This is a genomic window from Symbiopectobacterium purcellii (genome assembly GCF_052050035.1).
GTDB classification, from domain to species: domain Bacteria; phylum Pseudomonadota; class Gammaproteobacteria; order Enterobacterales; family Enterobacteriaceae; genus Symbiopectobacterium; species Symbiopectobacterium purcellii_A.
In genome coordinates this window covers 2,312,301-2,332,558 of the sequence record NZ_CP189882.1, presented here as the reverse complement: position 1 = coordinate 2,332,558, position 20,258 = coordinate 2,312,301, and the positions used below count along the sequence as shown (strand labels likewise).

Below are 20,258 nucleotides of genomic sequence, written 5' to 3'. Positions count from 1 at the left end.
TCACAACATTACCGTGTATGACCACCCGCGGCTTATACGTCCTACTCACGCAACGCGTGGGCAGTTTCTTCTCTTGGCAGGATGGTCTATAGGATAAATTGGACAGATGAGAGACAGCGAGCAACCTTTGGCAACACCCTACCTACACTTCGATCGCCGTCAATGGGCTGCGTTGCGCAATTCAGTGCCATTAACGCTGACAGAAGAAGAAATTATCCGGTTAAAAGGGATCAATGATGAGTTGTCGCTCGATGAAGTTGCCGAAATCTATCTGCCGTTATCACGTCTGCTTAATTTTTATATCAGCTCAAACCTGAGACGCCAGGCGGTATTAGAGCAATTTCTCGGCACTAACGGGCAACGCATTCCCTATATTATCGGCATCGCAGGCAGTGTCGCAGTTGGTAAAAGCACGACCGCGCGCGTATTGCAGGCATTGCTAAGCCGTTGGCCTGAGCATCGTCGAGTTGAGTTGATCACAACAGACGGTTTTTTGCATTCTAAACAGGTGCTTAAAGACAGAAACCTGATGCAGAAAAAAGGGTTTCCTGAATCTTACGATATCCATAGTCTGATGAAATTTGTGTCGGATATAAAATCAGGGGCTAAAAAAGTTACTGCACCAATATACTCGCACATGACTTACGATATTGTACCAAATAGCAATAAAGTGGTGGAACAGCCAGATATTCTTATCCTTGAAGGATTAAATGTTCTGCAAAGTGGGATGGATTATCCGCACGCACGACCACGCGCTTTTGTTTCTGATTTTATTGACTTTTCTATATATGTTGACGCCCCGGGAGCGTTATTAAAATCCTGGTATATAAACCGTTTTTTGAAATTCCGCTTGGGTGCATTCTCTGATCCTAATTCTTATTTTCACGAGTATGCCAAATTAACAGAAGAGCAAGCGGTGACGATTGCGACCAAAATTTGGCGTGATATTAATGAACCTAACTTGCACCAAAATATTTTGCCCACCCGTGAGCGTGCCAGCTTAATTATGACCAAAAGCGCCAATCATGCCGTTGACTATGTGCGTTTGAGAAAATAGCAATATGACCAACCAGTGGGGGGGGACACCCCCTACTGGCTATTTACCACGCAGTGATATCTCGCCACCAATATAGGCCTTAATCTCACCGTTCTCTTCAAGTAACAGCGCGCCTTGATCATCAATTCCACGTTCAATCCCGTGGATCTCGCGCTCACCCATAATCAATTTCACCGGCCGATTATAGTAATTATCGATAGCTTGCCAGCGAGGAATGAATGAGCGCAATCCGCCTTGCTCAAACACTTCCAGCGCGTTACTCAATTCAGTAATAAGCGTAGCGGCCAAAATATCACGATCAATATCGATCCCGGCTTCTTGTAGATTGATCCACTCCTGCGTCACGCCTTGCCCCGAGGAGGGCCGCATCCGCAAATTGATGCCAATACCGATCACTAACTGCGCTGCATCTCCGGTTTTCCCCATCAGTTCAACCAGAATGCCAGCCAGTTTGCGATCGTGCATGTAGAGATCGTTGGGCCATTTGACTTTGACATCATGTGCGCCAAGGCGATGCAGAACTTCAGCAATCACGATACCAATAGCCAGGCTCACCCCCACCGCTGCCGCAGGCCCCTGCTCCAAGCGCCAAAACATCGAGAGGTAAAGGTTAGCGCCAAACGGTGATTGCCACTGACGACCGCGACGACCGCGACCCGCCTGCTGGTATTCCGCCACGCAGGCATCGCCAGAGTGCAAGTTCTCCAGCCGGTCTAGCAGATACTGGTTGGTTGAATCAATGACAGGCAGTACCGAAACATTATTGCCTGAGAGTGCGGCGCGAATAACATTCTCGTCGAGCAATTGCATCGGTTCAGGCAAGCTGTACCCTTTCCCTGTAACGGGAAACACATCCAGTCCCCATTCTCTGATGGTTTGAATATGTTTGTTAATGCCTGCGCGGCTCATTCCCAACAGTTCCCCCAGATATTCGCCTGAGTAAAACTCACCGTCGGATAGAATCTTGATGAGCGTTAACGGGACGCGGATATCTTTCATGACAGCACCTCAGTCGCGCTTACTTCACCCTTTGAAGCAATAAAGCGCACTTCAGGCTCAAGCCAGAGTGCAAATGTCTCTGCAACGTTATTACGCACATAACGCGCCAACGCGACGATATCGTCACTCGTCGCCTCATCAAGGTTGACCAGCACCAGAGCCTGCAGCTGATGAACCGCTGCGCCACCAATACGGTGCCCTTTTAACTGGCACTGGTCGATAAGCCAGCCAGCAGCGAATTTAACCGTACCATCGGGCTGCGGATAGTATGGTGCAGTGGGGTAACGCATCAAGATAACCTGTGCCTGTTCGGCACTGACGACTGGGTTTTTGAAAAAACTGCCCGCATTTCCCATCAGCGCAGGATCGGGTAATTTCTTACGCCGCATCTCACATACCGTAGTAAAGATAGCATCAGGCGTCGCGGTTGCAGGATCGAGCTGCGCCAAATCACCATAGCCCAACAGAGGCATCCATGACTTAGTCAGATACAGACCTACCGCAATAATGGCGAACCCCCGGCGGTATTCATGCTTGAAGATACTTTCACGATAACCAAACTGGCACTGCGCAGCACTGAGGCGAGTTACCTGATTAAGAGTAAGATCCAAAACATCGACGTAGGCGCAAAACTGCTTAAACTCGGCGCCATAAGCGCCAATATTTTGGATGGGAGCAGAGCCGACGCAGCCAGGGATCAGCGCCAGATTTTCCAGGCCCGACACGCCCCGTTGCAACGTGTGCTCGACCAGATGATGCCAGTTCTCACCAGCACCGACGTGCAGATGCCATCCGAGATCATCCTCAGCAATCTCAATCCCTTTTATGCGGTTAACAATGACGGTCCCTGCAAAATCTTCCAAAAACAGGACATTGCTACCCTCCCCCACAATCAACACCGGTGTATTCTGTTCACTCGCATGACGCCAAGAAGCGGCCAACGAATCCGGTGTATCGGCGCAAACGATCTCATCGGCATAAACGGGCAAAAAGAAGGTGTGGTATGGCTTAAGGGATGTGACACGGCTCGTCATCAGAACGTACTCTCCAGATTGAATACGCCGTAGTTTACCCGATCCCGCACGCCAAATCTCTACGGGCCGTGGGCATCTTCAATCCCAGGGTGGGCAATGAAAGGCGAATCACGCCTGATAATAAAAACGCTATAGCCAACCGACTTAAAAATGATTACATCCTATGCCCTGATATAGCCAAAAAGCACGCACAGCAAAAAGGGCTGTCCTTTCGGACAGCCCCTTCGCTATTTCTCATCATCAGACACCGTCTGATAATCGATATAAAAACCTGGCAGTTCCCTACTCTCACATGGGGAAGCCCCACACTACCATCGGCGCTACGGCGTTTCACTTCTGAGTTCGGCATGGGGTCAGGTGGGACCACCGCGCTATCGCCGCCAGGCATATTCTGTTTCATCTCACCCGCCCTTTCGAGCCAGCAAGACCAATCTGTCAACAAGCTGAACTTCACGAGTTCTGATTCTCTACACCAACACCAAAACATCTTCGGCGTTGTAAGGTTAAGCCTCACAGGTCATTAGTACTGGTTAGCTCAATGCATCGCTGCACTTACACACCCAGCCTATCTACGTCGTCGTCTTCAACGGCCTTTCAGCGTCCTCTAGGGACAAGGGAGAACTCATCTCGGGGCAAGTTTCGTGCTTAGATGCTTTCAGCACTTATCTCTTCCGCACGTAGCTACCGGGCAATGCCATTGGCATGACAACCCGAACACCAGTGGTGCGTTCACTCCGGTCCTCTCGTACTAGGAGCAACCCCCCTCAATTCTCCAACGCCCACGGCAGATAGGGACCGAACTGTCTCACGACGTTCTAAACCCAGCTCGCGTACCACTTTAAATGGCGAACAGCCATACCCTTGGGACCTACTTCAGCCCCAGGATGTGATGAGCCGACATCGAGGTGCCAAACACCGCCGTCGATATGAACTCTTGGGCGGTATCAGCCTGTTATCCCCGGAGTACCTTTTATCCGTTGAGCGATGGCCCTTCCATTCAGAACCACCGGATCACTAAGACCTACTTTCGTACCTGCTCGAGCCGTCACTCTCGCAGTCAAGCTAGCTTATGCCTTTGCACTAACCTCCTGATGTCCGACCAGGATTAGCTAACCTTCGTGCTCCTCCGTTACTCTTTGGGAGGAGACCGCCCCAGTCAAACTACCCACCAGACACTGTCCCCAGCCCAGATTATGGGCCCAGGTTAGAACATCAAACATTAAAGGGTGGTATTTCAAGGTTGGCTCCATGCAGACTGGCGTCCACACTTCAAAGCCTCCCACCTATCCTACACATCAAGGCTCAAGGTTCAGTGTCAAGCTATAGTAAAGGTTCACGGGGTCTTTCCGTCTTGCCGCGGGTACACTGCATCTTCACAGCGAGTTCAATTTCACTGAGTCTCGGGTGGAGACAGCCTGGCCATCATTACGCCATTCGTGCAGGTCGGAACTTACCCGACAAGGAATTTCGCTACCTTAGGACCGTTATAGTTACGGCCGCCGTTTACTGGGGCTTCGATCAAGAGCTTCTCCTTACGGATAACCCCATCAATTAACCTTCCAGCACCGGGCAGGCGTCACACCGTATACGTCCACTTTCGTGTTTGCACAGTGCTGTGTTTTTATTAAACAGTTGCAGCCAGCTGGTATCTGCGACTGCGCAAAGCTCGGAGAGCAAGTCTCTTCACCTCGCACAGCGTGCCTTCTCCCGAAGTTACGGCACCATTTTGCCTAGTTCCTTCACCCGAGTTCTCTCAAGCGCCTTGGTATTCTCTACCTGACCACCTGTGTCGGTTTGGGGTACGATTCAATGTTACCTGATGCTTAGAGGCTTTTCCTGGAAGCTGGGCATCTGTCACTTCAGTACCGTAGTACCTCGTCATCACGCCTCAGTGTTAATAGCGACCCGGATTTACCAAAGTCACCCACCTACACGCTTAAACCGGGACAACCGTCGCCCGGATGACATAGCCTTCTCCGTCCCCCCTTCGCAGTAACACCAAGTACAGGAATATTAACCTGTTTCCCATCGACTACGCCTTTCGGCCTCGCCTTAGGGGTCGACTCACCCTGCCCCGATTAACGTTGGACAGGAACCCTTGGTCTTCCGGCGAGCGGGCTTTTCACCCGCTTTATCGTTACTTATGTCAGCATTCGCACTTCTGATACCTCCAGCAAACCTCACAGTTCACCTTCAACGGCTTACAGAACGCTCCCCTACCCAACAACGCCTAAGCGTCGCTGCCGCAGCTTCGGTGCATGGTTTAGCCCCGTTACATCTTCCGCGCAGGCCGACTCGACCAGTGAGCTATTACGCTTTCTTTAAATGATGGCTGCTTCTAAGCCAACATCCTGGCTGTCTATGCCTTCCCACATCGTTTCCCACTTAACCATGACTTTGGGACCTTAGCTGGCGGTCTGGGTTGTTTCCCTCTTCACGACGAACGTTAGCACCCGCCGTGTGTCTCCCGTGATAACATTCTTCGGTATTTGTAGTTTGCATCGGGTTGGTAAGTCGGGATGACCCCCTAGCCGAAACAGTGCTCTACCCCCGAAGATGAATTCACGAGGCGCTACCTAAATAGCTTTCGGGGAGAACCAGCTATCTCCCGGTTTGATTGGCCTTTCACCCCCAGCCACAAGTCATCCGCTAATTTTTCAACATTAGTCGGTTCGGTCCTCCAGTTAGTGTTACCCAACCTTCAACCTGCCCATGGCTAGATCACCGGGTTTCGGGTCTATACCCTGCAACTTAACGCCCAGTTAAGACTCGGTTTCCCTACGGCTCCCCTATACGGTTAACCTTGCTACAGAATATAAGTCGCTGACCCATTATACAAAAGGTACGCAGTCACACCCATAAAGAGTGCTCCCACTGCTTGTACGTACACGGTTTCAGGTTCTATTTCACTCCCCTCGCCGGGGTTCTTTTCGCCTTTCCCTCACGGTACTGGTTCACTATCGGTCAGTCAGGAGTATTTAGCCTTGGAGGATGGGCCCCCCATATTCAGACAGGATGTCACGTGTCCCGCCCTACTTATCGAGCTCACAACCTGTGCATCTTCGTGTACGGGACTATCACCCTTTACTGTGCGACTTTCCAGACGCTTCCACTGACACACAAGCTGATTCAGACTCTGGGCTTTTCCCCGTTCGCTCGCCGCTACTGGGGGAATCTCGGTTGATTTCTTTTCCTCGGGGTACTGAGATGTTTCAGTTCCCCCGGTTCGCCTCATGCCACTATGTATTCATGACATGATAGTGCAACGAATTGCACTGGGTTTCCCCATTCGGGTATCGTCGGTTGTAACGCTTCATATCAGCTTACCGACGCTTTTCGCAGATTAGCACGCCCTTCATCGCCTCTGACTGCCTAGGCATCCACCGTGTACGCTTATTCACTTAACCTCACAACCCGAAAATGTTTCGGGTGTGAAAGCTTGAGAGAATCACAATATTGGTAGTGAGCCAATATTGCTCGTTTTAATTTTCAGCTTGTTCTAGATTGTTAAAGAGCAAATAACGTAAGCACGACTCGTAAGTCATCTTTACGTTATTGTCGGTTCCGCAGAACCGGTGATAATGTCTTTCACTCATTATCGGTATGGCGTCCCCAAGGGGATTCGAACCCCTGTTACAGCCGTGAAAGGGCAGTGTCCTAGGCCTCTAGATGATGGGGACACGAAAACCCGATTAACATAACAGCTCTAATCGGTTCGTATCAGCATGAGTCAGAGACTCATTCATCAACAGGTGCTTTTTGCTCAGCATTTTCATCAGACAATCTGTGTGAACACTTCGCAGAATCAGTATCATTAGGTAAGGAGGTGATCCAACCGCAGGTTCCCCTACGGTTACCTTGTTACGACTTCACCCCAGTCATGAATCACAAAGTGGTAAGCGCCCTCCCGAAGGTTAAGCTACCTACTTCTTTTGCAACCCACTCCCATGGTGTGACGGGCGGTGTGTACAAGGCCCGGGAACGTATTCACCGTAGCATTCTGATCTACGATTACTAGCGATTCCGACTTCATGGAGTCGAGTTGCAGACTCCAATCCGGACTACGACGTACTTTATGAGGTCCGCTTGCTCTCGCGAGGTCGCTTCTCTTTGTATACGCCATTGTAGCACGTGTGTAGCCCTACTCGTAAGGGCCATGATGACTTGACGTCATCCCCACCTTCCTCCAGTTTATCACTGGCAGTCTCCTTTGAGTTCCCGACCGAATCGCTGGCAACAAAGGATAAGGGTTGCGCTCGTTGCGGGACTTAACCCAACATTTCACAACACGAGCTGACGACAGCCATGCAGCACCTGTCTCAGAGTTCCCGAAGGCACCAAGGCATCTCTGCCAAGTTCTCTGGATGTCAAGAGTAGGTAAGGTTCTTCGCGTTGCATCGAATTAAACCACATGCTCCACCGCTTGTGCGGGCCCCCGTCAATTCATTTGAGTTTTAACCTTGCGGCCGTACTCCCCAGGCGGTCGATTTAACGCGTTAGCTCCGGAAGCCACGCCTCAAGGGCACAACCTCCAAATCGACATCGTTTACAGCGTGGACTACCAGGGTATCTAATCCTGTTTGCTCCCCACGCTTTCGCACCTGAGCGTCAGTCTTCGTCCAGGGGGCCGCCTTCGCCACCGGTATTCCTCCAGATCTCTACGCATTTCACCGCTACACCTGGAATTCTACCCCCCTCTACGAGACTCTAGCTTGCCAGTTTTGAATGCAGTTCCCAGGTTAAGCCCGGGGATTTCACATCCAACTTAACAAACCGCCTGCGTGCGCTTTACGCCCAGTCATTCCGATTAACGCTTGCACCCTCCGTATTACCGCGGCTGCTGGCACGGAGTTAGCCGGTGCTTCTTCTGCGAGTAACGTCAATCAGCAAGGTTATTAACCTTACTGCCTTCCTCCTCGCTGAAAGTGCTTTACAACCCGAAGGCCTTCTTCACACACGCGGCATGGCTGCATCAGGCTTGCGCCCATTGTGCAATATTCCCCACTGCTGCCTCCCGTAGGAGTCTGGACCGTGTCTCAGTTCCAGTGTGGCTGGTCATCCTCTCAGACCAGCTAGGGATCGTCGCCTAGGTGAGCCATTACCCCACCTACTAGCTAATCCCATCTGGGCACATCTGATGGCGTGAGGCCCGAAGGTCCCCCACTTTGGTCTTGCGACGTTACGCGGTATTAGCTACCGTTTCCAGTAGTTATCCCCCTCCATCAGGCAGTTTCCCAGACATTACTCACCCGTCCGCCGCTCGTCACCCAGAGAGCAAGCTCTCCTGTGCTACCGCTCGACTTGCATGTGTTAGGCCTGCCGCCAGCGTTCAATCTGAGCCATGATCAAACTCTTCAATTTAAAGTTTGATTTGCTTCTGCAAGAGAAGCGATGCTCAAAGAATTATTACTGTTAGTTCGTAATGAATTAACTGTTGTTCACTCTTCAAGACTTTTATTTTTTAAGCCTGTAGGCTTTACGATAAAGTCCTGTGAGTGCCCACACAGATTGTCTGATTAATTGTTAAAGAGCGTTGCGACGCGGCTTACAGCCTGCTGTCGCGAGGTGGCGTATACTACGCTTTCCTCTTTCAGAGTCAACGATTATTTTCATTTGAAAGTGAATCGTTTTTCTCTTGCTTACCTCGCTTTGAATCGCTTCGTGTCGTGTCAACGGAGGCGCATTATAGGGATCCGAATAATTTACACAACCCCTTTTTTGGATCTTTTTTTCCGTTCGCGCGTTTTTTACCCCCATCGTTGAGATCCTGCTCAACCCGCGCTATTTTCAACCAACCTTTGCTGCTTCTGGCAGCAGCAAGGCCATAATTAGGGTAAGTTACTCTTTTCGAATGTATTGAGAGGTAAATATGGGCTCCCACGCATTGCGTTCTTATAAGGATGCGTTCCCTACTGTCGGGAAAAACGTGATGATCGATCCATCCAGCGTTGTGATCGGCAATACGACGCTTGGCGATGATGTTAGCATCTGGCCATTAGTCACGATCCGTGGCGACGTACATGAAATCCATATCGGCGCACGCACCAATATTCAGGATGGCAGCGTATTGCATGTCACCCACCGCTCAGCGAGCAATCCACAGGGTAATCCGTTGATCATTGGTGAAGAGGTCACCGTAGGCCACAAGGCCATGCTACACGGCTGCACCATTGGCAACCGCGTATTGGTCGGTATGGGATCGATCCTGCTTGATGGCGCTATCGTAGAAGATGATGTAATGATTGGCGCGGGCAGCCTGGTACCGCCCGGTAAGCGCTTGCAGAGTGGTTATCTCTATCTTGGCAGTCCTGTGAAACAAATCCGTCCGCTGACCGCAGAAGAGATCGAGGGGCTACGCTACTCCGCCAATAACTACGCCACCTGGAAGAACGACTATCTAGCTCAGGACAGCGAGTAATAACCTTTACTTTCATCCTGTTCATTGAGCACCCGCGCTTCGAAAAGATCTTCGATATCCCAACGGTGCTCTCTTAACAACGCCAGCCAACTATCCGCATCGGTTGCGCCAAAACGCGCCTGAAGCTGCGCGGCACTGATACGGCATTGACGCTGAAAACCGCCGATCAGCACAGGGAAATAGATCATACGATCCTTTTCGCTCCATGCTTCGCGATCGGGAAACTGGATCGCCTGGTTCATACGTTAAGCGCTTTTTTCATCTGTTCGATCACCGGGGTGGTCTCTGGCATCACGCCATGCCAGAGGAAAAACGCATGTGCTGCCTGATTGATCAACATACCAAAACCATCCGCCAACTGTGATGCCCCCTGCTGCTGGCACCACCGCAAAAACGGCGTCAGGTTGGCCTGATAGAACATGTCATAACAGCGCGTAGAGGCCGTGATCAATGAAGCAGGCAGATCGGGAATATCGCCAGCGATCCCTGACGAGGTGGCGTTGATGATCAGATCGAAGTTTTCGCCTTCCAGTCCATCCAGCGGCAACGCGTCAATCGGCACCACTGGCTGAAACAGTGTCGCGAGCGCTTCTGCCTTGGCAAACGTCCGATTGGTCACCACCAGCGAACACCCATGGCTCAATAGTGGCTGAATAACGCCACGGCTGGCACCGCCCGCACCGATCAACAGCACCCGATCCTGCGGGGTCACTAGCGCAAGACGCTGCAAATCACTCAGCAGCCCAATACCGTCGGTATTATCCCCCAGCAGCCGACCGTCTTCGAGCCGCTTCACGGTATTGACCGCTCCTGCTAACGAGGCGCGTTGGCTCAGTTCATCGACTTCCTGATAGGCACGCTCCTTGAAAGGCATGGTGATATTCGCCCCCAGCGCCCCTGCGTGAAAAAAATCACGCAGCGTTTGTTCAAAACGGTCCAGCGGTGCCAACAGGCGTTCATACGTCAAAGGGATCCCGGTTTGCTCAGAAAACAGCGCATGTATCTGCGTCGATTTGCTGTGCGCAATAGGATGACCAAAAACCGCGAATGACGTTACTTCAGACACCGTTATCTCCACTTGTTAACCTTGTCGTATCAGGTTGCCCGTCAAGACATCCCGAATTTCAGACGGATTCTGCCGCCCGGATGTTTCTCCGTGCAGAACAGGAAAAGTCTCACCAAACTGGGTCAGAACCTCTTGTGCAGTACGGCACGGCGGCAACCCGGTCAGATTGGCGCTGGTTGAAACGATGGGCTTGCCAAACGCCAGGCAGAGTTCACGTACAAGAGGATGCGCACTGACGCGCACCGCCAACGATGAGAATTGCCCGGTCAACCAGCGTGGCGTACTCGGTCTGGCAGGCATCACCCACGTTACCGGTCCGGGCAAGGAGGCAAACATCACCGCCTTCTGCTCAGCGCTGAGCTGGCTGTCATCAATATAGGGGGTGAGCTGTTGATAATCAGCCGCGATCAGGATAAGCCCCTTTTCGACAGGCCGTTGTTTCAAGGCCAGCAGTTGCAGCACTGCGGCTTCGCTGTCAGGATCGCACCCCAGGCCGAAAACCGCTTCGGTAGGATAGGCGATGACATTCTGCTTTATCAGTTCCTGAATGACAGAAACCGGTTGTTCATTCACTGCATTACTCATTGGTATCAACTTCTGCCGTTACCGGCTTTCCACAGGCTTTACTGGCGCAAAAACGTTTGACGCCCTGAGCCGTTTTCTTTTCGAACAATAGCGGATAGTGGCAGGTTGGGCACGTCCCCGCCACCGGTTTATGGTTGAGTGCAAATTGGCACTCCGGGTAACGCTCACAGGCGTGGAACACTTTGCCAAAGCGCGATTTACGTTGCAGCAGCTTGCCTTTGCCACATTGTGGACAGGTTAGTGCGGTTTCATCCGGGCGTTCGATGACCTCGGTATGGTCACACGCCGGATAGTTGCTACAGCCAATAAACATGCCATAACGCCCCTGCCGCAACACCAGCGTCCCCTGACAGTGGGGACAGTGTTGCCCAGACAGCTCCTTCACAATATGACCATCTGCATTGGCTTTCAGCGGACGAACAAATTCACACTCCGGGTAGCGTGAGCAGCCCAAAAAGGGACCGCGGCGGCTGGAGCGAATCACCAGCGGCGCGCCGCACTCAGGGCAGCACTCCGCCTTTTTATCTGCTATAAGCGCAGGGATTACCATGGTTTATGCTGACTTATCGGTTTAATGCAAATACTCCTCATCTGCTTCAAACAGCAGATCTTCCATTTGCTGGTAGGCGTTTTCACATCCGGGTAGATTGAACAACACCATGAGGATCACCCATTTAAGATCGTCCAGATCGAACGATAAGGTATCCAGCGCCATCACGCGATCGATCACCATTTCACGCGTTTCAAGATTCAACACGTTAATTTGCTCCAGGAACAACAAAAAGCCCCGGCACTCGGTGTCGAAGCGCTGCTCCTCTTCCTGCGTATAGATGCGCAGTGCATGGGGATCGTTTGCGAAAGCAAAGGGCACTTCTTTGCCTTCCTGCAAATCCGCCAGGCGCTCCAGCCAGTTCAATGCGCTGTAGATATCAGCACGATCGAACCCCGCCCGCATGAGGTCATCAGTTAACGCATCCTGATCAACGCGTAGTTCCGTTTCGTTGTGGATGTAAGTTTCAAACAAGTACATGAGTACGTCGAACATGGCCAGCCCTCCTCAATCGGACATAGCCGCCGGGTACTGCTTCTATCCATCCTGCTAACTCCAGATCCAGCAACTTACCTACTACCTCTGGCACAGGTTGGCCCGCACGTTCAGCGACAACATCAACAGGTGTAACCTCATCTCCTACGTTAGCCAACAAGTCGGCAAATGGCAATTCCACATCGGCGTCCTGAGCAGAAATAGTTTCATTTTCACTAAGGGGCAGCCATGATAAGCCAGTGCGTACCTTGTGTCATGGGGTTATCCAACGCGCCCGGTAGCGCGAAGAGATCGCGATTCTGCTCCAATGCACAGCGCGCCGTGACTAAAGAACCGCTACGCAGGGAAGCCTCGACAATCAGCACACCAAGGCTCATCCCGCTGATGATGCGATTACGCCGAGGAAAATTGATTGCTCTCGGGGGCTCATTCAGGAGAAATTCGGAGACAAGCACTCCCCCTTGCTCCACCAACCGTTCTGCCAGCGCACGATGGCGACGGGGATACATCTGCTGTAATCCGTTGCCTAGCACCGCCACGCTTTTGCCTCCTGCATCCAGCGCCGCCTGATGCGCCACGCCATCGACCCCCAAAGCTAAGCCGCTGGTGATAACAAAACCATTCAACGCCAGTTCCTGCGCAAAATAGTGTCCCCACTGCGCGCCATACGCAGAAGGGTGATGGCTGCCGACCATAGCAAGTTGAGGGGCACAGAGAAGCTGAGGGTTACCACGCACAAACAGTGCCCGAGGCGAAGCGTGGATCTGACGCAATAAGGGGGGATAACGCGAATCGGCGTACGTAAGTAGATGGTGAGCCGGTTTCTCCAGCCAGCGTAATACCGCTTCATACTCCCTTTCATCCTGCGTGAGAAATTGCGCGATCTGCTCTTCCGACAAGGCCAGCGCAGACAGTAAACTAGTTGCTGAATAGAGACTTGCATTTTTTGTCAGGCTATTGAGAATAAAAAGAAGTTTAACTTAGAGAATAAAGGTTTGAAATGATCAACAAAGAGCGGTTGTTACGAGATAATCGTTTATGTAAAGCAATCATTGGATTATCAGTCGAAGAATTGAAAAATTTAGCCGCTGAATTTTCAGCTTGTTATTTGATTTATCGGAAAAAGAATCGAAAAGATCACGAGCGGCAGATGGGTGCAGGGCAGAAAGAATTTATCCCGAGACTGTAAAATAATCTGTGTAAATGGCATTTTGAGGAAAACCTTCAAAGGATAACAAAATGCCTATCAGCAACGAACTTATTGACCAACTGCTTCAAGATTGTCACTCCCCTCAGGATCTGCTGGGTGAATCAGGCCTACTCAAGGTGCTGACTAAAAGACTGGCGGAACGGGTTCTTCAAGCTGAGATGGAGATGCACCTTGGGTATGCTAAGCATGACCCGGCAGGTAATCATTCAGGCAACTCCCGCAATGGCAAGACATCCAAGAGCGTACGTAGCCAAAATGGGGAGATCGAGCTCGATATTCCGCGCGACCGCAACAGTACCTTCGAGCCGACACTGATCGGTAAGAACGAAAAACAGCTTAACGGCTTCGATGACCGCATTACTTCTCTCTATTCCAGAGGGTTATCAACCCGTGATATTCAGGCACACTTTAAAGAAGTCTACGGGGTCGATGTTTCCGCTGGCTTCATTTCTCAAGTGACCAATGCTGTGATGGATGAAGTTAAGCGCTGGCAGCAACGGCCGCTGGATGCGCTTTATCCCATTGTTTACCTTGGCTGCTGGGGCTATGGATAGCCAAAACTGCGGGGGCCAAGTTCTGGTTATCTGTGATGACAGAACTGAAAAATCGTGGGCTAAAGGACATATTCGTCGCCTGCTGCGATGGCCTGAAAGGCTTTCCTGATGCCATTGAAGCTGTTTACCCGCATACGCGGGTACAGCTCTGCATTGTGCATCAGGTGCGGAACTCGCTGCGCTACGTCGGCTGGAAAGAGCGTAAGGCCGTTGCTGCTGACCTGCGCACCATCTATAGTTCCGCAACGCTAGAGGGCGCTGAAGAGGCCCTGGATGCCTTCGCGGCCAAATGGGATGAGCAGTTCCCGACGATCAGCCCGTCGTGGAGAAATAATTGGGAACGTCTCATCGTCATTTTTGACTTTCCGCCGGAGATCCGCAAGGTTATCTACACCACCAACGCGATAGAGTCGTTAAATGCTTCATTGCGCAAGATAACGAAAACGCGACGAATATTTCCAACGGATGACTCGGTGATAAAATTACTCTATCTAGCCTTGCATAATATCTCTGCTAAATGGACCTTGCCAATCAGAGACTGGAAACCTGCTATGAGCCAATTCATGTTGATGTATGGAGAACGAATCTCCGGTTAAGCAATGGAGCCATTTACACAAAATTCTTTACAGACTCGTGTATGGGTATGTCGCTGGGTAAAAATATTATTGCCGGTTTTAGAGATGACCTTGGGGCGAGAATGTGTTTTGCCCGCTCGTCAAATTCGCTCTGCTGAGGAATTTTTTCGCGCCTTTCCTGGAGTTAAAGACGTCTTTATTGATGGGACAGAGCGACCTGTCCAAAAGCCTAAGAATCTGCGTCGGCGAAAAAAAATGTATTCGGGAAAGAAAAGACAGACCACTCGAAAAGGGCTTATTATGACTGACGAAACAAGGCAAATTGGATTTATCCCCATGAGCAAAAATGGGCGCCGTCACGATAAACGCTTACTCGATAAAGTCGATATAATTCGCCATATTCCTCCTGAGGTAACCATCTGGGCAGATACCGGTTTTCAAGGTATAGATAAACAGCATCCTAATACACAAATCCCAAAAAAAGGAACTGGCTTTGTTGAATAAATCAGAATTAGCCGACAGGATGACTCCCTCTGCTACACCTGTTATCCTATCCTGACGCCGTGTGGCATACCCAACAACGTCATACGGTTCAGCGCTTTGACCATCGCTATGGCTTCACCTACTTGAGCCTCATAGTCACGCAGGCTCAGATGGCCACCCAGCAAAGTTTTTATGCGGAACATCGCTGTTTCTGCCACTGAACGCCGGTGATAACCCACTTTCTTTTTCCACATATCATTACTCCCGCTCAGACGCTGATTCGCCACCGCATGGTTACGTTCATGGTACTTGTCCGGCCAGTATTTGGCTCCGCTTCGCGGCGGGATAAGGGGCCTGATTTTCTTTCTTAGCAACGCATCGTGGCAGTAACGGGCGTCATAAGCACCGTCTGCTGACACTTCCCTGATTTTTCGGTGGGTTTGGTTAATCAGGCCCGGCAGTGCCTGCGCATCTGTCGTTCCGCTGAGCGATAAGTCGGCACAGATAATCTCATGCGTCGCACTGTCTGCTGCCAGATGAAGCTTGCGCCACACTCTTCGTCTGTCAGCCCCATGCTGCCTGACTTTCCATTCACCTTCGCCAAAGACCTTCAGACCGGTACTGTCGATGACCAGATGCGAGATTTCACCACGCGTTGGCGTTTTTATGCTGATACTGACGGTTTTTGCCCGCCGACTGACCAGAGAGTAGTCCGGGCAGCGCAGTGGCAGGCTCATCAGTGTAAAAACCGAGTCGACAAAGCCCTGTAATGCCCGGAGCGACAGGTTAAACACGCGCTTTATCATCAAAACCGTGGTAACAGCCATATCGGTGTAGTAAAGCGGCCGACCACGACCTTCAGGCGAAGAACTGTCAGTCCATGCAGCGATGGCCGACTCATCAAGCCAGACCGTCAGTGAGCCGCGTTGTCTGAGTGCTTTGTTGTATAGCCAAGCGACTTAATTTTGATTACACCATATGGACTGAGAACAAACTCTCTGTATCGCAACCCATCTCTCTTTTTTTGCTTTTTGCTTGTGCCCATTTATGCTCAATTGGGTTAAGATCTGGCGAATATGTAGGCAAATACTCCACCATATACCCTGCATCGATGATGACTTGTTGAATATTATGTTTTTTGTGAAAAGTGGCATTGTCCATCATGATTACACTGTTTTTAGGGAGTACTGGGATAAGGACTTGTGTGACCCAGGCATAGAAAACATCGCTGTTAATATTGATATCAAATAATCCGATAGCAAACAGCGTTGTGCCTAATAAAGCGCCGATAACATTTGTTCTTCCCCTAGCTCCCCAGTTCTTCAGGCCAAAACACCGTTGACCTTTTGGGGAATAGCCGTGAGTCCGTGGGGCATCGTGTGAAAAACCACTTTCATCAATAAAAACAATAGGTTTACCTTCTTTTTCATACTGTTGTTTTTTTTGTTGAAATCCCTGCCGGGCGTTTTCGTCGGCTTTCGGATGACGTAGAGTTTTTTTTATAGGTCAATCCCAGCTTTTTAAGCGCTTGCCAAATGGCCTTCTGACAAACGCCAAAACGCTCTGCACGTTCTTTTTGGTAAGCATCTGGATATTGTTCAACATCTTTTATCAACTCGGATTTATCGATCTTTCGCTGACGCGTGGTCGATGCTTTTGACTCTATTTGATTAATCCAACGCGATACAGAGGCAGGGCCAATCCGAAATTGCTTCGCTGTTTCTCGGATACTCAACCCTTCGTTTTTCCGTGTAGATATCACTTTACGTCTAAAATCAATTGAATAGCTCATTTAAATAATGTAATCAAAATTAAGTCGTTTAGCTATAGTGCTTTGATCCGGCGATCCCCTGAAAGTTCGATTTATTCAACAAAGTCAAAGGAACTCGAAAAAGACCTTTATCGCCTGAACAAAAACAAGAAAATAAAATAATCTCGGGCATCCGTATTACAGTTGAACACGCCATCGCGGGTATCAAGCGCCTCGGTTGCATGACCCAAATTTTACGGAATCGTAGACCCTTTATTGATTATACCTTCTTACTCCTTAGCGCCGGTCTTTGGAATTTCCATCTCAGAACAGCGTAAAATTTACTTCAATCACCGAAACACCCTTATTTCACTATTAAGCAACACGCTTAGTGCCTCGGCAGTTACCCCTGCCAGCGGACGCAATTGTTCCACCAATTGCGCCGTTTTCACCGCGTTGAGACGTCGCACGTTCATTAACCGCAGCCACAGCTCCACGTCCTGCATGCGTTCATCCTTGTGCCATTGCGCTTTACAGGGCAAATGCTGTCAATCAGAACCGGAAATGTCTAGAATAGATCCAGATACGCTTTCATCAACCGGATAAAGATCGAAATCAACTATGTCAGTTTTGCAGGTATTACATTTTCCAGACGAGCGGCTTCGCACTATCGCGAAACCTGTCGCAGAGGTTAATGCAGAAATTCAGCGCATCGTCGATGATATGTTCGACACCATGTACGAAGAAGAAGGCATCGGCCTTGCTGCGAGTCAGGTGGACGTACATCAGCGCATTATCGTGATTGATGTTTCCGAAGAACGCGATCAGCGTTTGGTGTTGATCAACCCAGAACTGCTGGAAAAAGACGGCGATACCGGTATTGAAGAGGGTTGTCTGTCCATTCCAGAAACCCGTGCGCTGGTGCCACGCGCTGAGCGCGTGAAGGTCAAAGCGCTGGACCGGGAAGGCACCCCCTTTGAGCTGGAAGCTGATGGCCTGTTGGCAATCTGTATCCAACACGAAATGGACCATCTGGTTGGCAAGCTGTTTATTGATTATCTCTCGCCGTTAAAGCGCCAGAGAATTCGTCAGAAGCTGGAAAAAATGGCACGGCTGAACGGTCGTCCATAATCTTATCACTACCGCAGGAAACGTCGTGTCCGAGAGCTCCCTACGCATTATTTTCGCGGGTACACCTGACTTCGCAGCGCGTCACCTTGACGCGCTGCTGGCTTCATCGCATCAGGTGGTGGGTGTTTTCACCCAACCCGATCGTCCGGCAGGCCGAGGTAACAAACTGACGCCCAGCCCGGTCAAGGTATTGGCAGAGCAGCACGATGTGCCGGTGCTTCAGCCCAAATCGCTGCGACCTGCAGAAAATCAGCAATTGGTCGCTGATTTACAGGCGGATATTATGGTGGTGGTGGCCTATGGCTTAATCCTGCCACAAGCGGTGTTGGATATGCCCCGTTTGGGCTGTATCAATGTGCACGGCTCGCTGCTACCGCGCTGGCGCGGTGCGGCACCGATACAACGCTCGCTTTGGGCCGGAGACGCTGAAACCGGTGTCACCATCATGCAAATGGATGCTGGGTTGGATACCGGTGCCATGCTGCATAAGCTGTCATGCCCGATAACACCGCAAGACACCAGCGCCTCGCTATACTATCGCCTGGCAGAGCTGGGACCGCAAGGATTACTGATGACGCTCGCTTCCCTTGCGCAGGGAACGGCCGTTGCAGAAAAACAAGATGACAGTCTGGCGACTTACGCCGAAAAGCTGAGCAAAGAAGAGGCTAAGCTTGACTGGTCACTCAGTGCCGAGCAGTTGGAACGCTGCATTCGTGCGTTCAATCCCTGGCCTGTAAGCTATATCACCATTGACGAACAGCCCGTTAAAGTGTGTAAAGCCAGCGCATTGGACACTGCCCATAGCGCACAACCTGGTACGATCGTCAGTGCAGACAAGCAGGGTATACAGGTTGCCACCGCGCAAGGGGTACTGAACCTGCTGCAACTGCAACCTGCGGGCAAAAAACCGATGTCGGTGCAGGATCTGCTCAATTCGCGTCGCGAATGGTTCACTCCAGGCAACGTACTGGCATAATACACTCATCAATTAAAAGGCATCGCGTCTGCTGTTATGGCAGGCGCGTTACCGTTTCAGACAATCACTATCCATGAAAACAACATACAATCTGCGCGCCATCGCCGCGAACGTTATCGGCCAGGTGCTCGATAAAGGCCTGTCGCTAAGTTCACTGCTACCACAGTATCAGCGTGATATCTCAGAAAAGGATCGTGCCCTGTTGCAAGAGCTGTGCTTCGGCGTATTGCGCGTGTTGCCACAGTTAGAGTGGATAATTCAGCAGTTGATGGCAAAAACGCTGACCGGGAAGCAGCGCACATTGCACTACCTGATCATGGTGGGCATCTATCAACTCGCTCACACGCGCATCCCGGCCCATGCCGCGCTGTCTGAAACGGTTAACGGTGCTATCGCACTCAAGCGCCGACAGCTTAAAGGGTTGATCAACGGCGTGCTGCGCCAATTCCAACGCCAACAGGCCGAGCTGGATGAGCGCGCCGCTAATCATGCGTCGCGCTTCGCTCACCCCGAGTGGCTGTTAGCGCGCCTCAAGCAAGCTTATCCGCAGCAGTGGCAGCAAATTGTTGAGGCCAATAACCAGCGCCCTCCGATGTGGCTGCGCGTCAACCGTTTGCACCACACACGAGAACACTATTTAGCACTGCTGACTGAAGCAGGTATAGCCGCGCAGCCGCATCCTGAACAGGATGAAGCCATCATGCTGAGTGAGCCTTGTGCCGTAAGCCTGCTGCCCGGTTTTGCGCAAGGCTGGGTTACCGTGCAGGACGTCTCTGCACAGGGTTGCGTGCGCTGGTTAGCACCGCAGGACAATGAACATATTCTCGATCTGTGTGCGGCACCGGGTGGGAAAACGACCCATATTCTGGAAGCCGCGCCTCACGCTAAGGTCTTGGCGATCGATGTGGACCCGCAGCGGCTCGCCCGGGTCAACGAGAATCTGCAACGCCTTAATCTTCACGCTGACGTAAGACAAGGCGACGGGCGCGAACCTGCGGCCTGGTGCGGTGAGCAACAGTTCGACCGTATTCTGCTCGATGCCCCCTGCTCTGCCACCGGCGTGATTCGCCGTCATCCTGATATCAAGTGGCTGCGGCGCGACAGCGACATACCCGAACTGGCACTGTTACAGCAGGAGATTCTGGAAGCCATCTGGCCGCGGCTGAAAGCCGGCGGCACGTTGGTTTATGCCACCTGCTCTATCCTGCCGGAAGAGAATCAGCAGCAAATGCGGGCCTTTCTGACACGCCATGCGGATGCCGAACTGGTGGAAACGGGTGATGCACAGCACCCCGGTTTGCAAAAGTTACCGGCGGCAGAGGATGGCGATGGGTTCTTTTATGCTAAGTTGGTTAAGAGCATTGACTGATAGCAA

17 protein-coding genes, 1 tRNA gene, 3 rRNA genes and 4 pseudogenes are annotated in these 20,258 nt (G+C 51.2%); 9 read left to right on the top strand and 16 right to left on the bottom strand.

The annotated features are described in order from the left end of the window. Positions 1 to 106 precede the first annotated feature (106 nt). Positions 107 to 1,057 carry a type I pantothenate kinase gene (gene coaA, locus ACQGXV_RS16695; RefSeq protein ID WP_440866976.1) on the top strand — a complete coding sequence of 317 codons (951 nt, stop codon included), beginning with the start codon at positions 107 to 109 and terminating at the stop codon, positions 1,055 to 1,057. A gap of 39 nt (positions 1,058 to 1,096) precedes the next feature. Here coaA and birA read toward each other — a convergent pair whose 3' ends face one another. From birA to ACQGXV_RS16665, 6 genes are all read right to left on the bottom strand, one after another. Beyond that, entirely contained in the window at positions 1,097 to 2,056 is a 960-nt protein-coding gene (birA, locus tag ACQGXV_RS16690; protein ID WP_440866975.1) for a bifunctional biotin--[acetyl-CoA-carboxylase] ligase/biotin operon repressor BirA, read from the bottom strand. Beyond that, on the bottom strand, positions 2,053 to 3,090 hold the full coding sequence (gene murB, locus ACQGXV_RS16685) for a UDP-N-acetylmuramate dehydrogenase (protein ID WP_440866974.1): 1,038 nt from the start codon (positions 3,088 to 3,090) through the stop codon (positions 2,053 to 2,055). Before murB ends, birA begins: the two co-directional genes overlap by 4 nt. Positions 3,091 to 3,359: 269 nt before the next feature. Then, positions 3,360 to 3,475, bottom strand: a 5S ribosomal RNA gene (rrf, locus tag ACQGXV_RS16680). A gap of 114 nt (positions 3,476 to 3,589) precedes the next feature. Next, positions 3,590 to 6,497, bottom strand: a 23S ribosomal RNA gene (locus ACQGXV_RS16675). Positions 6,498 to 6,694: 197 nt separating this feature from the next. Next, positions 6,695 to 6,770 (bottom strand) — tRNA-Glu (locus tag ACQGXV_RS16670). Positions 6,771 to 6,909: 139 nt separating this feature from the next. Then, positions 6,910 to 8,451: ribosomal RNA gene (locus ACQGXV_RS16665) — 16S ribosomal RNA — on the bottom strand. The 16S, 23S and 5S rRNA genes sit together here with 1 tRNA gene alongside, the layout of an rRNA operon. A 508-nt stretch (positions 8,452 to 8,959) precedes the next feature. Here ACQGXV_RS16665 and ACQGXV_RS16660 point away from each other — a divergent pair. Then, positions 8,960 to 9,508, top strand: a complete 549-nt coding sequence (locus ACQGXV_RS16660; RefSeq protein ID WP_440866973.1) for a gamma carbonic anhydrase family protein — start codon at positions 8,960 to 8,962, stop codon at positions 9,506 to 9,508. On the opposite strand, the gene ACQGXV_RS16655 is transcribed toward ACQGXV_RS16660, so the two are convergent. From ACQGXV_RS16655 to dprA, 6 genes and pseudogenes are all read right to left on the bottom strand, one after another. Continuing rightward, positions 9,493 to 9,750, bottom strand: coding sequence for a DUF1488 domain-containing protein (locus ACQGXV_RS16655; protein ID WP_440866972.1), 258 nt, complete (start codon positions 9,748 to 9,750; stop codon positions 9,493 to 9,495). The genes ACQGXV_RS16660 and ACQGXV_RS16655 overlap by 16 nt on opposite strands. After that, the gene (aroE, locus tag ACQGXV_RS16650) at positions 9,747 to 10,574 is read right to left on the bottom strand and encodes a shikimate dehydrogenase (protein WP_440867463.1); all 828 of its coding nucleotides are present in this window, start codon (positions 10,572 to 10,574) and stop codon (positions 9,747 to 9,749) included. The genes ACQGXV_RS16655 and aroE overlap by 4 nt, the downstream gene beginning before the upstream one ends. Positions 10,575 to 10,589: 15 nt before the next feature. Then, positions 10,590 to 11,159 carry an L-threonylcarbamoyladenylate synthase type 1 TsaC gene (gene tsaC, locus ACQGXV_RS16645; RefSeq protein WP_440866971.1) on the bottom strand — a complete coding sequence of 190 codons (570 nt, stop codon included), beginning with the start codon at positions 11,157 to 11,159 and terminating at the stop codon, positions 10,590 to 10,592. Then, the gene (locus tag ACQGXV_RS16640; RefSeq protein WP_440866970.1) at positions 11,152 to 11,709 is read right to left on the bottom strand and encodes a topoisomerase DNA-binding C4 zinc finger domain-containing protein; all 558 of its coding nucleotides are present in this window, start codon (positions 11,707 to 11,709) and stop codon (positions 11,152 to 11,154) included. Before ACQGXV_RS16640 ends, tsaC begins: the two co-directional genes overlap by 8 nt. 21 nt (positions 11,710 to 11,730) lie before the next feature. Beyond that, positions 11,731 to 12,204 (bottom strand): DUF494 family protein, encoded by a 474-nt coding sequence (locus ACQGXV_RS16635; protein WP_440866969.1) that lies wholly within the window; start codon positions 12,202 to 12,204, stop codon positions 11,731 to 11,733. Then, positions 12,176 to 13,169, bottom strand: a pseudogene (dprA, locus tag ACQGXV_RS16630) (DNA-processing protein DprA). Before dprA ends, ACQGXV_RS16635 begins: the two are co-directional and overlap by 29 nt. 35 nt (positions 13,170 to 13,204) lie before the next feature. Here dprA and ACQGXV_RS16625 point away from each other — a divergent pair. The 3 genes and pseudogenes from ACQGXV_RS16625 to ACQGXV_RS16615 all read left to right on the top strand — a co-directional run bounded on the left by ACQGXV_RS16625 (position 13,205) and on the right by ACQGXV_RS16615 (position 15,047). Next, positions 13,205 to 13,393 carry a hypothetical protein gene (locus ACQGXV_RS16625; RefSeq protein ID WP_440866968.1) on the top strand — a complete coding sequence of 63 codons (189 nt, stop codon included), beginning with the start codon at positions 13,205 to 13,207 and terminating at the stop codon, positions 13,391 to 13,393. 50 nt (positions 13,394 to 13,443) lie between these two features. Then, positions 13,444 to 14,564: pseudogene (locus tag ACQGXV_RS16620) on the top strand (IS256 family transposase). 3 nt (positions 14,565 to 14,567) lie between these two features. Beyond that, on the top strand, positions 14,568 to 15,047 hold the full coding sequence (locus ACQGXV_RS16615; RefSeq protein WP_440866967.1) for a transposase family protein: 480 nt from the start codon (positions 14,568 to 14,570) through the stop codon (positions 15,045 to 15,047). Positions 15,048 to 15,088: 41 nt separating this feature from the next. On the opposite strand, the pseudogene ACQGXV_RS16610 reads toward ACQGXV_RS16615, so the two are convergent. The 3 genes and pseudogenes from ACQGXV_RS16610 to ACQGXV_RS16600 all read right to left on the bottom strand — a co-directional run. Continuing rightward, a pseudogene (locus tag ACQGXV_RS16610) lies at positions 15,089 to 15,973 on the bottom strand (IS5 family transposase); the annotation flags it as partial. A 22-nt stretch (positions 15,974 to 15,995) separates the two neighbouring features. After that, positions 15,996 to 16,529 (bottom strand): IS630 family transposase, encoded by a 534-nt coding sequence (locus ACQGXV_RS16605; RefSeq protein ID WP_440862665.1) that lies wholly within the window; start codon positions 16,527 to 16,529, stop codon positions 15,996 to 15,998. Then, positions 16,453 to 16,818: an IS630 transposase-related protein gene (locus ACQGXV_RS16600; RefSeq protein ID WP_440862584.1), complete on the bottom strand. Its 366-nt coding sequence runs from the start codon at positions 16,816 to 16,818 to the stop codon at positions 16,453 to 16,455. The genes ACQGXV_RS16605 and ACQGXV_RS16600 overlap by 77 nt, the downstream gene beginning before the upstream one ends. 95 nt (positions 16,819 to 16,913) lie before the next feature. On the opposite strand from ACQGXV_RS16600, the pseudogene ACQGXV_RS16595 reads away from it, so the two are divergent. Beyond that, positions 16,914 to 17,114, top strand: a pseudogene (locus tag ACQGXV_RS16595) (transposase family protein); the annotation flags it as partial. Positions 17,115 to 17,126: 12 nt separating this feature from the next. Here the strand turns inward: ACQGXV_RS16595 and ACQGXV_RS16590 are convergent. After that, complete coding sequence (locus ACQGXV_RS16590) at positions 17,127 to 17,282, bottom strand: hypothetical protein (protein WP_440866966.1); 156 nt, start codon at positions 17,280 to 17,282, stop codon at positions 17,127 to 17,129. Positions 17,283 to 17,397: 115 nt separating this feature from the next. Between ACQGXV_RS16590 and def the strand changes: the two genes are divergently transcribed. The 3 genes from def (at position 17,398) to rsmB (ending at position 20,252) form a co-directional block, all read left to right on the top strand. Continuing rightward, the gene (def, locus tag ACQGXV_RS16585) at positions 17,398 to 17,907 is read left to right on the top strand and encodes a peptide deformylase (protein ID WP_440866965.1); all 510 of its coding nucleotides are present in this window, start codon (positions 17,398 to 17,400) and stop codon (positions 17,905 to 17,907) included. Between the two features lie 25 nt (positions 17,908 to 17,932). Further along, positions 17,933 to 18,883, top strand: coding sequence for a methionyl-tRNA formyltransferase (fmt, locus tag ACQGXV_RS16580; protein WP_440866964.1), 951 nt, complete (start codon positions 17,933 to 17,935; stop codon positions 18,881 to 18,883). A gap of 73 nt (positions 18,884 to 18,956) precedes the next feature. Beyond that, complete coding sequence (gene rsmB / locus ACQGXV_RS16575) at positions 18,957 to 20,252, top strand: 16S rRNA (cytosine(967)-C(5))-methyltransferase RsmB (protein ID WP_440866963.1); 1,296 nt, start codon at positions 18,957 to 18,959, stop codon at positions 20,250 to 20,252. Positions 20,253 to 20,258 lie beyond the last annotated feature (6 nt).